Genomic DNA, 12,550 nt, shown 5'->3' on the forward strand with positions numbered 1-12,550 from the left:
ACACAAGTCACCTGCGCACACTGTCAAAGATCAATCACTTGCGACTCTTTCTTCAGAATCGCCCCGAGACGTTTCGTCCCGGGTGAGCCGCCCATTCTACATTCCTTTCTCGGTCCGTCAACACCCTTTTGCGAAGAATTTTGCTTGGGGGAGTTGCCGACCAAGGGGAGTTGGGCGACGGGCCGCGAATAGTAGGGACCGCGCACGAAGTTGGCAAGCGGGCGCGGCCATTTTTATGCCGCGGCCACCACGCAAACCGGCCTGGCGCCTAACCCGCGACGAGCTTCACTCGCGCAAAGTTGCGCTTGCCTACCTGCAGCACACCCTCGAATCCAACACCGAATACGCGCTGCGCGTCCTCCACGACGGCCGCATCGATGCGCACCGCACGCTCCTTGAGCTTGCGGTTGGCCTCCGAGTTGCTGGCGGTAAGCCCCGCAGCCGTGAGTAGCGCCGGAAGGCGCCAGCCTTCGGCGGGCACGGCGATTTCGCTGAGCGGCAATAGTGAAGTGTCGCCCTCGCCACGCACCACCGCGTGCCAGCCGGCAATCGCCTGCTCGGCCGCAGCGGCATCGTGGAAACGCGCGGTCAGCTCGCGCGCCAGCCGCAGCTTCGCATCGCGCGGATTCAGGGTGCCACTCTCCACTTCGCCCTTCAGTCGCGCCAGCTCGTCCAGCGACACCTCGAAGCTGAGCAGCTCGAACCAGCGCCACATCAGCGCGTCGTCGATCTTCATGGTCTTGGTGACGATGTCGATCGCCGGTTCATCGATACCGATGTAGTTGCCAAGGGACTTGGACATCTTGTGAACGCCGTCCAGGCCCTCCAGCAACGGCATGGTCAGCACGATCTGCGGCGGTTGGGCGTGGTGTTCCTGCAGCGCCCGTCCCATCAGCAAGTTGAATTTCTGGTCGGTGCCGCCGAGCTCGACGTCGGCCTTCAGCGCCACCGAGTCATATCCCTGCACCAGCGGATAGAGGAATTCGTGGAGGGCGATCGGCTGCTGGCTGGCAAAGCGCTTGGCGAAGTCGTCGCGCTCGAGCATGCGCGCCACGGTGTGCTGCGCCGCCAGCTTGATCATGTCGGCCGCCGACATCTTGCCGAACCATTCGGAGTTGAAACGCACCTCGGTGCGCTCGCGGTCGAGCACCTTGTACACCTGCGAGGCGTAGGTCTCGGCGTTCTTGAGCACATCCTCGCGGCTGAGCGGCTTGCGGGTGACATTCTTTCCGGTGGGATCCCCGATCATCCCGGTGAAGTCACCGATCAGGAAGATCACCTGGTGGCCGAGGTCCTGGAACTGGCGCATCTTGTTGAGTAGCACCGTGTGGCCCAGGTGCAGGTCCGGCGCGGTGGGATCGAAGCCGGCCTTGATCCGCAGCGGGCGACCGCTCTTCAGGCGCTCGATGAGTTCTTCCTGCTTGATGACCTCGTCGGCGCCACGGGCGATCGTCGCCAGCGCCTGCTCAAGCTCGTTCATGGTTGTCCTCTATGCCGATCGGTCGACAGCCACAAGGGGCCGCCGTTCACAAAATGACGTTAATTGTGCGTTAATAAGAAAACTAGCGCAAATCCTTGAAAGGAAAGGCGTTGACGCCCTTTATACGGGGCGGCTAAGGTACCCCGCCTGAGTACTTTGTAACGCGGGGCGAAGAGCATGGGTGAGGGTGACCGGATCGCGCGGGCGGCGCGCAAGCAGGCTATCCGCCGCAAGGCGCAACGCCGGCACATGCATTTCTACGAGCGTTGCGCGCACTGGTCCTTCAGCCGCCTGGGCGAGTCCGAACCCCTGCGCTGGCATCGCGAGCGCTGGATCCTTGCCGGTACCGCGCTGCTGCTGACTGCCCTTTCCGGTTTTTTCCTGCCCGCCTGGGCCAGCGCGATGCGGCCCGATCCGCAGCCCGCCGCCCACACCCTGTTGCCGCTCACGCTGCCGAAGGTTTCGCCGGTGGTCGCGTCCACCCGCGCGATGGAAGACTGGCACGTGGTGCAGGTACAGCCCGGCCAGACACTGTCGGACATCTTCCAGGACCAGGGCCTGACGCTGGCCGACCTGCAGCGCGTGATGGATGCGGCCGGCGCCGCCAAGGGCGCGTTCCACAACATCCGCCCGCATCAGGAATTCGACTTCCTGCTCAGCGGCGACGGCAGCCTGAAGGGCATCCGCTTCGACAAGGATGAAGCCAACCGCGCGGTGGTCCGCTTCGACGGCGATCAGGCCACGCTGAACATCCAGCCGCGCGCGATGGAGACTCGCGAACACGTTTCCCACGGCACCATCACCAGTTCGCTGTACGCCGCCGCGGCCAGGGCGGGCATGAGCCAGGGCATGGTCGGCAAGCTGGCGGACCTGTTCAAGTACGACATCGACTTCGTGCAGGACTTGCGCGACGGCGACAGCTTCACGGTCATCTACGATGACGTCTACCGCGACGGCAGCTACTTCGCCGAGGGCGATATCGTCGCCGCCGAGTTCGTCAATCAGGGCCATCGCTACACGGCGTACCGCTTCAAGAAGGCCGACGGCCGCTACGGCTGGTTCAGCGAGGACGGCCGCCCGATCCAGAAGTCGTTTCTGCGCATCCCGGTGGACTTCACGCGCATTTCCTCGCGCTTCAGCGCCGGCCGCATGCACCCGATCCTGGGTCGCATGCGCGCGCACAAGGGCGTGGACTACGCGGCCCCCAGCGGCACGCCGATCCATGCCGCCGGCGATGGCGTAATCAAGTTCAAGGGCTGGATGCGCGGCTACGGCAATTTCGTGGTGGTCCAGCACAACACGAACATCAGCACGGCCTACGGCCACATGTCGCGCTTCGCCAAGGAGCGCGTGGGCCAGCACGTCAGCCAGGGCCAGGTGATCGGCTACGTGGGCATGACCGGCCTGGCGACCGGCCCCCATCTGCACTACGAATTCCGCGTCAATGGCGTGCAGCGCGATCCGCAGACGGTGACCCTGCCCAAGCCGCAGCCGCTGCCGGCTGCACAATTGGCTCGCTTCGAGAGCCAGGTCGTGCGTCCGCAGCTGGCGCGCCTGAAGGCAATGGACGCCAACGTCAAGCTCGCCCAGCTGCACTCGGCCACGCGCAACGACGACTGACGCCGGCCCTTGGCTACCGCGGATGACGCATCGGCCCTCTACCTGGGGCTGATCTCCGGCACCAGCGCCGACGGCATCGACGTCGCGCTGGTGTCTTTCGAACAAGGCCTGCCGCGACTGCGCGCGGCCCTCACCCACCCGTGGCCCGCTGCCTTGCGCGAGCGCGTGCTGGCGTTGGCGCAGGACCTGACCGCTTTCAATCTGGACACCTACGGGCGGCTGGATGTCGCCGTGGGGCGCCACTTCGCCGATGCCGCACAGGCGCTACTGGAGACCAACGCGATCGCCCGGTCCGCCGTACGCGCGATCGGCTCGCACGGCCAGACGGTGCGCCATCGCCCAGGCGGCGAGGCGCCCTTCACGCTGCAGATCGGCGATCCCACGGTCATCGCCGAGACCTGTGGCATCGACGTGGTCGCCGATTTCCGCCGCGCCGATGTCGCGGCCGGCGGCCAGGGCGCGCCGCTGTTGCCGGCGGTACACGCCATGTTGCTCGGCCAGCCGGGGGCCACCCGCGTGGTGCTCAACCTGGGCGGCATCGCCAATATCACCGTGCTTGGGCCTGAAGGGCAGGTGCTCGGCTTCGATACCGGCCCCGCCAATGGCCTGCTGGATGCCTGGTGCCTGGAACAACGCGGCGAGCCGTTCGACCGCGACGGCGCGTTCGCCGCTGCGGGCAAGGTGGACGCGCCGCTGCTCGAGGCCCTGCTGGCCGATGCCTACTTCGCGCTGCCACCGCCCAAGAGCACCGGCCGCGAGCATTTCCACCTCGCCTGGTTGTTGCGCCAGCCGCGCGTGGCGCTGTTGTCGCCGGCCGACGTGCAGGCCACCTTGCTGGAATTGACGGCGCATACGGTGGCCGACGCGATCGAGGCCCACGCGCCCGCGGCGACGGACGTACTGGTGTGCGGCGGGGGCGTACACAACTCTCGATTGATGGCGCGACTGGCCGAGTGGTTGGCGCCTCGACGCGTGGCAAGCACCGCCGAGCACGGCATCGATCCGGACTATCTGGAAGCGGCGGCGTTCGCCTGGCTGGCGCGCCAACGGGTGCTCGGGCTGCCCGGCAACCTGCCGGCGGTTACCGGCGCGCACGGCCAGCGGGTGCTCGGCGCGCTGTACCTGGCTCCGCGGGAATGATCGCGGCGGTTTAGCTCAGCTTCGCAACGCGGGCGGGCGCCAGCTGCGTCGGTCGAGTCAGCGAAAGCGCCTGGATGGCTTCCTGGAAGGCCGCCTTCTCGGTCAGATCCCAATGCCCACCCAACACCAGGCTGCCCGGGTCGAGCATGGCCTCGCTGGAGATCTGACCGGCGGCGCTCAGGCCCAGGCCGTGCCGCAAGGCATGCAGCACGACATCGTTGATGGACCAATGGCGGTCCTTCGCGAGCATCTTGATCCGCTCGGCCATCAAGCTGTCGATGTGTCGTATGACGAGGTCCGGCACGTGCGTCGCTCCGTGTCACGCATGCCCAGCTGGCAGCGCATGGTGGCACAGACCGGTGGGGTTTGCAGCAGGCCTCCCGGCACGCCCGGCACCCCTACCCGGGCGGCCCCGGGGCCGGTCGCCGAAGCTAGCCTTCGGCCTGTTCGGCGGCGCGAAAGCGGCGCCACAGCAGGACATACAGCAACATCGCCGGGATCAGTGCCACCACCGTGAGCACGAAGTAACCGCCATAGCCCGCGGCCGTGGCGATGCCGCCGGCGAAAAAGCCCAACAGCTTGCCCGGCAGGTTTACCAGCGAGCTGAGCAGGGCGTACTGGGTCGCGGTGTGCTGGCGGTTGACCAGCATCGACAGGAACGCCACCGTCGGCGGGCCCAGCATCCCGAGCGTGAGGTTCTCGGCGGAGATCACCAGGGTGAGCGCCACCAGGTTGCCCGGGTGGCCGATCAGCACGAGGTAGAACAGGTTGCTGCAGCCGCAGAGCACGATCGTCACGCCCAGCGAACGCCACGCACCCCAGCGCGCTACCGCCGCGCCGCCAAGGAACACGCCGACGATGCCGATCCAGACGCCGTAGATCTTGGTGATCGCTCCGATCTCGGTCTTGGAGAACTGCATGTCCCGATAGAACGGGCTCATGATGCCGCCGATGGTCGCCTGCTCGGGAACCTTGAACAGCAGGATGAACAGCAGAACCAGGCCCGCCGCCTGCCAGCCATAGCGCCGGAAGAAATCGGCAAACGGATCGACCACGCTCTCGCGCATGGCCATGCGCCAGCTCTCCGGGCGCGTGCGCAGCACGTCCGGCTCGCGCGCCAGCAAGGTGGTGGCGATCGGAATCGCCATCGAGGCGGCCATCACGAGGTAGACCACGGACCAGGGCACATGGTCGGCCATGATCAGTGCCACCGCACCGGCCAACAGTAACCCGATGCGGTAGCCCAGCGCGTAGGTCGCCACCAGCGCGCCCTGCACGTGCGATGGCGCGATCTCGATGCGGTAGGCGTCCACCGCGATGTCCTGCGTCGCGCCGAAGAACGCCACCAGCAGCGTGGCCGCCACGAAAGGCCACAACTGGCTGGGCGTCAGCAGCGCCATTGCCAGCAGCCCGGCGGTTACGCACAACTGCGCGAACAGCAGCCAGCCGCGGCGCTGGCCCAGCCGCGCGAAGCCGGGGATCCGCCAGTGGTCGAGCAGTGGCGCCCACACAAACTTGAACGCGTAGGTCAGACCCGCGCTGGCGATCATCGTGATCTCCTCCAGCTTGATCCCGTTTTCCTTCAGCCAGTACGCCAGCGTGCCGGCCACCAGCAGGAACGGCAGGCCCGACGAGAATCCCAGCAGCGCCATCGTGCCCGCCGCCGGTTGCGCGAAGGCGCGCCAGATCGACGGCTTGGATGGTGCAGCGGCGACCGGCTCAGTCGGCATAGTCGACCGTGTACGGCGCATGGTCGGAGAAGCGCTGTTCGCGGTAGATGGAGCAGGCGCGCATGCGTTCGCGCAGGCCCGGCGTGCAGACCTGGTAGTCGATGCGCCATCCGACGTTGTTCTCGCGCGCCCGGCCACGGTTGGACCACCAGGTGTATTCGACCGCATCCGGCTTGATCGCCCGGAAGCTGTCGACCCAACCGCGGGTATGGAACAGCAGGTCCAGCCAGGCGCGTTCGGCAGGCAGGCAACCGGAATTCTTCTGGTTGGACGTCCAGTTCTTGATGTCGTTCTTCGTGTGGACGATGTTCCAGTCGCCACAGATCACGTAGTCGCGGCCGCTGTTGAGCCACTCATCGAAGATGGGTGCCAGGAAATCCATCGCCTTGAACTTGAACTGCTGGCGTTCCTCCCCCGAGGAACCCGAAGGCACGTACAGCGAGACCACCGACAGGTTGCCGAAGCGCGCCTCGATGTAGCGTCCCTCGCAATCGAACGGCTCCCAGCCGAGCTCGGTGAGCACCGCGTCGGGCTCGCGCCGCGCGTAGATCGCCACGCCGCTGTAGCCCTTCTTGCAGGTCGCGTCGCGATAGAAGCAATGGTGGCCATTCGGGCGGAACATCGCATCGGTGAGCTGGCCTTCCTGCGCCTTGGTTTCCTGCAGGCAGACCACGTCGGCCTGCTGCGTGCGCAGCCAATCGAACACGCCCTTGCTGGCGGCCGAGCGGATGCCGTTGGCGTTGAGCGTGACGATTCTCATGCGGGGCGGACTCTTCGGCTTGGGGAACCCATGGATAATAGCCGTCGATTCCCGAATCTCCATGCCGACAACCCATGCAACCCTACCAACGCGACTTCATCGAACTGGCGCTCGCACGCGATGTGCTGCGCTTCGGCGACTTCACACTCAAGTCCGGCCGCCAGAGCCCGTACTTCTTCAACCTTGGCCGGATCGATTCCGGCGCCGCGCTGGCGCGGCTGGGCGAGGCCTACGCCGCCGCGCTGGTGCGTGCAGGGCTGCCGGTGGACATGCTGTTCGGGCCGGCCTACAAGGGCATCGCCCTGGCCGCCGCCACCGCCATCGCGCTGGCCACCAGCCACGGCCGCGACCTGCCCTGGGCGTACAACCGCAAGGAAGCCAAGGACCACGGCGAAGGCGGGCTGCTGGTCGGCGCACCGCTGGCAGGACGCGTGCTGATCGTCGATGACGTGATGACTGCCGGCACCGCGGTCCGCGAGTCGCTGGCGCTGATCCGCGCGCATGGCGCGACCCCGGCCGGCGTGCTGATAGCGCTGGACCGGCAGGAGCGTGGCCAGGGCGAGCTTTCCGCCGCTCAGGAAGTGGCTCGCGACCATGGCATCCCGGTGATTGCCATCACCGGCCTGGACGAGGTGCTCGCATATGCCGGCGAGCGCCCGGAGCTGGCCGCCGAACACGCGCGCCTGCTCGACTATCGCGGTCGCTACGGCGTGTCCGCATGACCTAAGTGGCGAACGACGTCACACGCCCGACCGCGCCCTTCGTCCACGCTTTAGGCGGTTGCCACACGGTGGCTATACTGCCCGCCAGGAGGGGGTATCCATGCGCAAGCTCGTTTACGCCGTTGCCATCGCCCTGGCGACGACGGTCCTGACCGCCCACGCCCAGAAGGCCGCCGGCATCCGCTACCACTGGCGCGACGCCAAGGGCCTGTCGCATTACAGCGACAGTCTCACCGCCGAGGCCATGAAATACGGGTACGACCTGGTCAACGACCAGGGCTACGTGGTGCGCCACGTCGAGCGCCAGCTGAGCCCCGAGGAACGCGCCGCCGCGGACAAGGTCGCCGCCGAACAGGCCGCCCAGCGCCGCGCGGAGGAAGCGCGCCGCCGCGCCGACCTGCAGATGCTCAACGCCTATGGCGACGAGGCCTCGCTCAAGCAGGCGCAGCAGGAGGAGCTGGACAGCATCGACCAGCAGATCAACACCACGCGCCTGAACCTGCACAGCCAGGAAAAGACCCTGGCCGACCTGCTCGGACGCGCAGCGGATATCGAGCGCGCCAAGGAGAAGGTGCCCAAGTTCCTGGTCGACAGCATCGCCGACCAGCGCAATGTGGTTTCCAGCCAGCGCGGTACGCTGGAGCGGCTGCAGGATCGGCGGGACAAGGCCGAAAAGGATGCCGAACAACAGCTGGAGCATTACCGCGCGTTGAAGAAGTCGCAGGACGAGCAGCGGCACTAGCTGCTGCCGCGCCATGCAGGCCTTTCGCGGGGTGCCCTCCGCGTGCCGCCGGAACGGCAGTTGCAGGCGGATCGATCGAAAACATCTGCTCGCGAAGCGCCTTTACGAAGCGCATGGTGCCGTCAGGACATGCAGCCTCCGCGGCGCAGGAGAATCTTCCATGCAGGCGCGCACTGTGCGCGACCGGTAGTCCCACGGTCGCGCACAGATGCGCGGAAGCAACGGTTTTCGGCGAGCGGTGGGCAGCCCACCGCTGCCGTCGTCAGAACGGCAGCTTCAGGCCCGGATCGATCAGGAACAGCTGTTCGCGGAACGCCTGCTGGATGCGCTTGAGCGCCGCCGGGTTATCCGCATCGAAGCGCAACACCAGCACCGGCGTGGTGTTGGAGGCGCGCACCAGGCCCCAGCCGTCCGGCCAGTCGGCGCGCACGCCGTCGATGGTGGTCAGCGTGGCGTCGCCGAAGGTGGCCTTGTCCTTGAATTTCTCGATGAAGCGGTAGTGCTCACCCTCTTCGAGCGGAATCTTCAGCTCCGGCGTGGAGACGCCCTTGGGGCAGGTGGCGAAGACCTGTTCCGGCGTGCGCCCCTCGATGTCGCCGGCGAGGATCTCCAGCAGCCGCGCGCCGGCGTAGATGCCGTCGTCGAAGCCGAACCAGCGCTCCTTGAAGAAGAAGTGGCCGCTCATTTCGCCGGCCAGTTCCGCCTGCGTCTCGCGCATCTTGGCCTTGATGAGCGAATGGCCGGTACGCCACATCAGCGGGCTGCCGCCAGCCTCGAGCACCTGGCCCTTCAGATGACCCGTGCACTTGACGTCGTAGATGATCGTGGCGCCCGGCTGGCGCGACAGCACGTCGCGCGCGAACAGCATCAACAGGCGGTCGGGGTAGATGATCTCGCCCTCCTTCGTGACCACGCCCAGGCGATCGCCGTCGCCGTCGAAGGCAATACCCAGGTCCGCGCCGGTCTGGCGCACGGCATGGATGAGGTCTTCCAGGTTGTGCGGATCGGATGGATCCGGATGATGGTTCGGGAAGGTGCCGTCCACCTCGCAGTACAGCGGCACCACTTCGCAGCCGATGCCCTCGATCACCTGCGGCGCCAGCGCGCCTGGGATGCCGTTGCCGCAGTCGACCACGACCTTCAGGCGCCGCTCGGCCTGCACGTCGGAAATGATCCGCTCGATGTAATCGGGCACGACGTCGACGTGGCGCAGGCCGCCCTGGCCGCCTGCCTCCAGCGCGCCGCTGGCGATGCGCTGGTAGAGGTCCTGGATCGCGCCCTCGGACAGGGTCTCGCCGCCGACCACGATCTTGAAGCCGTTGTAGTCCGGCGGATTGTGGCTTCCGGTTACCGCCACGCCGCTGCCGGTATTGAAGCGGTAGGCCGCGAAGTACACCACCGGCGTGGGCACGGCGCCGATGTCGATCACGTCGATGCCTGCCTCGCGCAGGCCGTCGGACAGCGCGCCGGCGAGCTCCGGCCCGGACAGGCGGCCGTCGCGGCCGACGACGATTTCCGACAGCCCCTTCTCGCGCATGAGCGTGCCGATCGATTGGCCGAGCAGCCGCGCCACCCGCGCCGTCAGGGTCTTGCCAACCACCCCGCGCACGTCATACGCGCGGAAGATGCTCGGGTCGACGGCGTCGGCCGTGCTCTCTGCGGGCGGCATCGCGCCAGGGCGTACCACCGGCGGCGCGGGCTCATGCTTGGCGGGAACTACATCGGACACCATCATCTCCTTGGGTTGGACTTCCTGGCGCGGGGCCAGTCGACCCCGCAGCCAGAACAGGTAAAGGCCGCCGCCGATGCCCAGCAGCGCCAGCAATGCCGCCAGCGGCCAGGCGCGCGGCAGCAGGATGAAGGCCGCCGGCAACGCCGCCCTTACGCTGAAAGCGCTGCCCGGTACCGGCGTGGCCTCGTCCTCCGCTTCGGCCGATGAGGCGCCACGCGAAAGAAGGCTGAGCTCGCCGCGATCGTCACCCTGGCGCAGGTCGATGCGGCCGCCACCGGGCGCAATGGACTCGAAACGGCGTTGCAGTGGCGTGAACGGCAATTCCACCCAGATCCAGGCCTGGGGGCGCTGCGCCGGGCCCAGCGGTTGGACCAGGCTCAGCCGGCGCACGCCTTTTTCCGATACGGTCTGCATGGGCAGGCTGTCATCGGCCTGCGCACCCATCAGTTGCGCCGCCTTGGCGTAACCGAACTCGCGATAGTTGGCGTGCAACACCTCGTCCAGGCCTGCGCTGTAGACCTCGACATCCAGCGCTTGCGGCAGCCGCGCGCGCAATGCCTCGGCCAGCTGCGCGCGGTCGCCCTGCACGATCGCCGGATCGAGCGCCGCGACCGCCTGGGCGACCTGCTTGCGCTCACCCGCGATCTCCGACGCCAGCACGCGCACGGCCTCGTCCTGGGCGGCGTGCACGCGCGCCACGTCACCGCTTTCGCTGGCGATCAGCCAGGTCTGCCAGGCGCAGAACAGGCCCAGCAGCAGCAGCACGGTGCCGCCGGCCAGCGGCAGCAGGCGCCGCCATGCCTCGGCGCTGTCGGCGCCCCGTCCCCTTGCGATGTTTCTCGCCATCTCGCCCCCGCCGATCGCAACTCAGTTGATGCCTGGCTTCACTTGATGCCGGTCGAGCCGAACCCGCCGACGCCACGCCCGGAAGGCGCGAATTCCTTCACCACTTGAAGCCGCGCCTGCGCCACCGGCACCAGCAGCAGCTGGGCGATGCGGTCGCCCACGCCGATGGTGTACGGCGCGTTGGACCGATTCCAGCAGGAAATCATCAGCGGACCCTGGTAGTCCGCATCGATCACGCCGACCAGGTTGCCCATCACCAGCCCGTGTTTGTGGCCCAGTCCCGAGCGCGGCACGATCAGCGCGCACCAGTTCGGGTCGCCGATGTGGATGGCGATGCCGCTGGGCACCAGCACGCTCTCGCCGGGCGCCAGGGTGACTGGCGACTCGATCGCCGCGCGCAGGTCCATGCCGGCGCTGCCGGCGGTGGCCGCCTCGGGCAGCGGAATGGTATCGCCCAGGCGCGGGTCCAGGACCTTCAGTTCGACGTCGATCATGCGCGCGCGGCCCGGTGGCGCGTCGCGATGCATTCGACCAATCGCGCCGCCAGTTCGCGCTTGGACGCGCGCGGCAGATCCTCGCCGCCACCGGGCCAGAAGACACTCAAGGCGTTGTCGTCGGCCTCGAAGCCCAGGCCTGCGCCAACGCGATTGGCGGCGATCATGTCCAGGCCCTTGCGGGTGAGTTTGTCCTGCGCATACGTGGCCACGTCGTGCGTCTCGGCGGCGAAGCCGACCAGGAACGGGTGCGGCTGCATGGCGGCGAGATCCTTGAGGATGTCCGGATTCTCGGCCAGGTCGAGCACCAGCGGGGCGCCGTCGTGTTTCTTGAGCTTGCGTTCGGCCACCTGCGCGGGACGATAGTCGCCTACCGCGGCGGCACCGACGTATACGTCCGCCGAGATGGCGGCGCCGAGCACCGCCTCGCGCATCTGCGCGGCGCTGCGCACGTCCACGCGGCGCGCCACGCCGGGGGGCGTCGGCAGGCTGACCGGGCCGGCGACCAGCGTCACCTGCGCGCCGGCGGCAGCCGCCGCCTCGGCCACCGCGAAACCCATGCGGCCGGAACTGCGGTTGCCGATGAAACGCACCGGATCGATGTCTTCGTAGGTGGGGCCGGCGCTCACCACAACCTGCAGGCCGGCAAGCGCGCCATTGCCGAAGGAGACAGACAATGCGTCGCGCAGTTCGGCAGGTTCCAGCATGCGGCCCGAACCGATGTCGCCGCAGGCCTGTTCGCCCGCGGCCGGACCCAGCACGGTTACCCCGCGCGATCGCAGCACGGCCAGGTTGGCCTGCACCGCCGGGTGTGCCCACATCTGCTGATTCATCGCCGGCGCCACGTACAGCGGCGCATTGCTGGCCAGGCACAGCGTGGTGAGCAGGTCGTCGGCGTGGCCATGCGCCAGGCGGGCCAGAAGGTCGGCGCTGGCCGGAGCGATCAGCACCCGTTCGGCCCAGCGCGCCAGTTCGATGTGGCCCATCGCCGCTTCCGCGCCCTCGTCCCACAGCGATACCCGCACCGGCTGGCCGGACAGTGCCTGGAACGTGGTCGTGCCGACGAAGTGCGTCGCTCCCTCGGTCATCACCACGCGCACCTCGGCGCCCTGCTCGCGCAGCCGGCGCACCAGTTCGCAGGACTTGTAGGCGGCGATACCCGCCGAGACGCCGAGCAGGATGCGACGTTGGGCAAGACTCATGTAGGACGGGCCTGACAACCGGGCGATGCGCTAGCTTACCGGATTCATCAAAGGCCACTGCTGCCACCGGTCGCACTCCGAC

At 67.6% G+C, this 12,550-nt stretch carries 11 protein-coding genes; 4 read left to right on the top strand and 7 right to left on the bottom strand.

Going from position 1 to position 12,550, the window contains the following annotated elements; genetic code table 11:
- Window positions 1-268: 268 nt before the first annotated feature.
- A complete protein-coding gene (gene tyrS, locus ACFWZ1_RS00005; RefSeq protein WP_439664983.1) occupies window positions 269-1,480 on the bottom strand; it encodes a tyrosine--tRNA ligase in 1,212 nt (403 codons plus the stop codon).
- A gap of 177 nt (window positions 1,481-1,657) precedes the next feature.
- Between tyrS and ACFWZ1_RS00010 the strand changes: the two genes are divergently transcribed.
- Both ACFWZ1_RS00010 and ACFWZ1_RS00015 read left to right on the top strand, forming a co-directional pair.
- Complete coding sequence (locus ACFWZ1_RS00010) at window positions 1,658-3,100, top strand: OapA family protein (RefSeq protein ID WP_439664984.1); 1,443 nt, start codon at window positions 1,658-1,660, stop codon at window positions 3,098-3,100.
- Between the two features lie 9 nt (window positions 3,101-3,109).
- A complete protein-coding gene (locus ACFWZ1_RS00015; RefSeq protein ID WP_439664985.1) occupies window positions 3,110-4,240 on the top strand; it encodes an anhydro-N-acetylmuramic acid kinase in 1,131 nt (376 codons plus the stop codon).
- A 10-nt stretch (window positions 4,241-4,250) separates the two neighbouring features.
- Here the strand turns inward: ACFWZ1_RS00015 and ACFWZ1_RS00020 are convergent, their stop codons facing one another.
- The 3 genes from ACFWZ1_RS00020 to ACFWZ1_RS00030 all read right to left on the bottom strand — a co-directional run bounded on the left by ACFWZ1_RS00020 (window position 4,251) and on the right by ACFWZ1_RS00030 (window position 6,730).
- Window positions 4,251-4,544 (bottom strand): hypothetical protein, encoded by a 294-nt coding sequence (locus ACFWZ1_RS00020; protein ID WP_439664986.1) that lies wholly within the window; start codon window positions 4,542-4,544, stop codon window positions 4,251-4,253.
- 127 nt (window positions 4,545-4,671) lie between these two features.
- Window positions 4,672-5,970, bottom strand: a complete 1,299-nt coding sequence (locus tag ACFWZ1_RS00025) for an AmpG family muropeptide MFS transporter (RefSeq protein ID WP_439664987.1) — start codon at window positions 5,968-5,970, stop codon at window positions 4,672-4,674.
- Window positions 5,960-6,730, bottom strand: a complete 771-nt coding sequence (locus tag ACFWZ1_RS00030; RefSeq protein WP_439664988.1) for an exodeoxyribonuclease III — start codon at window positions 6,728-6,730, stop codon at window positions 5,960-5,962. Before ACFWZ1_RS00030 ends, ACFWZ1_RS00025 begins: the two co-directional genes overlap by 11 nt.
- Window positions 6,731-6,804: 74 nt before the next feature.
- On the opposite strand from ACFWZ1_RS00030, the gene pyrE reads away from it, so the two are divergent.
- Together pyrE and ACFWZ1_RS00040 are read left to right on the top strand one after the other, a co-directional pair.
- Complete coding sequence (gene pyrE / locus ACFWZ1_RS00035) at window positions 6,805-7,452, top strand: orotate phosphoribosyltransferase (protein WP_231322428.1); 648 nt, start codon at window positions 6,805-6,807, stop codon at window positions 7,450-7,452.
- Window positions 7,453-7,552: 100 nt separating this feature from the next.
- On the top strand, window positions 7,553-8,194 hold the full coding sequence (locus ACFWZ1_RS00040) for a DUF4124 domain-containing protein (protein WP_439664989.1): 642 nt from the start codon (window positions 7,553-7,555) through the stop codon (window positions 8,192-8,194).
- Window positions 8,195-8,456: 262 nt separating this feature from the next.
- Here the strand turns inward: ACFWZ1_RS00040 and ACFWZ1_RS00045 are convergent, their stop codons facing one another.
- The 3 genes from ACFWZ1_RS00045 to coaBC are packed head-to-tail and all read right to left on the bottom strand — an operon-like array spanning window position 8,457 to window position 12,468.
- Window positions 8,457-10,772, bottom strand: coding sequence for a phosphomannomutase/phosphoglucomutase (locus tag ACFWZ1_RS00045; protein ID WP_439664990.1), 2,316 nt, complete (start codon window positions 10,770-10,772; stop codon window positions 8,457-8,459).
- Window positions 10,773-10,810: 38 nt separating this feature from the next.
- Window positions 10,811-11,266 (bottom strand): dUTP diphosphatase, encoded by a 456-nt coding sequence (gene dut / locus ACFWZ1_RS00050; protein WP_231322433.1) that lies wholly within the window; start codon window positions 11,264-11,266, stop codon window positions 10,811-10,813.
- Window positions 11,263-12,468 carry a bifunctional phosphopantothenoylcysteine decarboxylase/phosphopantothenate--cysteine ligase CoaBC gene (gene coaBC, locus ACFWZ1_RS00055; RefSeq protein ID WP_439664991.1) on the bottom strand — a complete coding sequence of 402 codons (1,206 nt, stop codon included), beginning with the start codon at window positions 12,466-12,468 and terminating at the stop codon, window positions 11,263-11,265. The genes dut and coaBC overlap by 4 nt, the downstream gene beginning before the upstream one ends.
- Between the last annotated feature and the right edge of the window lie 82 nt (window positions 12,469-12,550).

It is taken from the genome of Frateuria sp. GZRe14 (assembly GCF_051900395.1).
Taxonomy (GTDB): domain Bacteria; phylum Pseudomonadota; class Gammaproteobacteria; order Xanthomonadales; family Rhodanobacteraceae; genus Frateuria_A; species Frateuria_A edaphi.

Coding starts and splice junctions, on each gene's coding strand:
- ACFWZ1_RS00040 (WP_439664989.1), top strand. CDS start 7,553: ATGCGCAAGCTCGTTTACGCCGTTGCCATCGCCCTGGCGACGACGGTC.
- ACFWZ1_RS00030 (WP_439664988.1), bottom strand. CDS start 6,730: ATGAGAATCGTCACGCTCAACGCCAACGGCATCCGCTCGGCCGCCAGC.
- tyrS (WP_439664983.1), bottom strand. CDS start 1,480: ATGAACGAGCTTGAGCAGGCGCTGGCGACGATCGCCCGTGGCGCCGAC.
- ACFWZ1_RS00010 (WP_439664984.1), top strand. CDS start 1,658: ATGGGTGAGGGTGACCGGATCGCGCGGGCGGCGCGCAAGCAGGCTATC.
- dut (WP_231322433.1), bottom strand. CDS start 11,266: ATGATCGACGTCGAACTGAAGGTCCTGGACCCGCGCCTGGGCGATACC.
- pyrE (WP_231322428.1), top strand. CDS start 6,805: ATGCAACCCTACCAACGCGACTTCATCGAACTGGCGCTCGCACGCGAT.
- coaBC (WP_439664991.1), bottom strand. CDS start 12,468: ATGAGTCTTGCCCAACGTCGCATCCTGCTCGGCGTCTCGGCGGGTATC.
- ACFWZ1_RS00045 (WP_439664990.1), bottom strand. CDS start 10,772: ATGGCGAGAAACATCGCAAGGGGACGGGGCGCCGACAGCGCCGAGGCA.
- ACFWZ1_RS00025 (WP_439664987.1), bottom strand. CDS start 5,970: ATGCCGACTGAGCCGGTCGCCGCTGCACCATCCAAGCCGTCGATCTGG.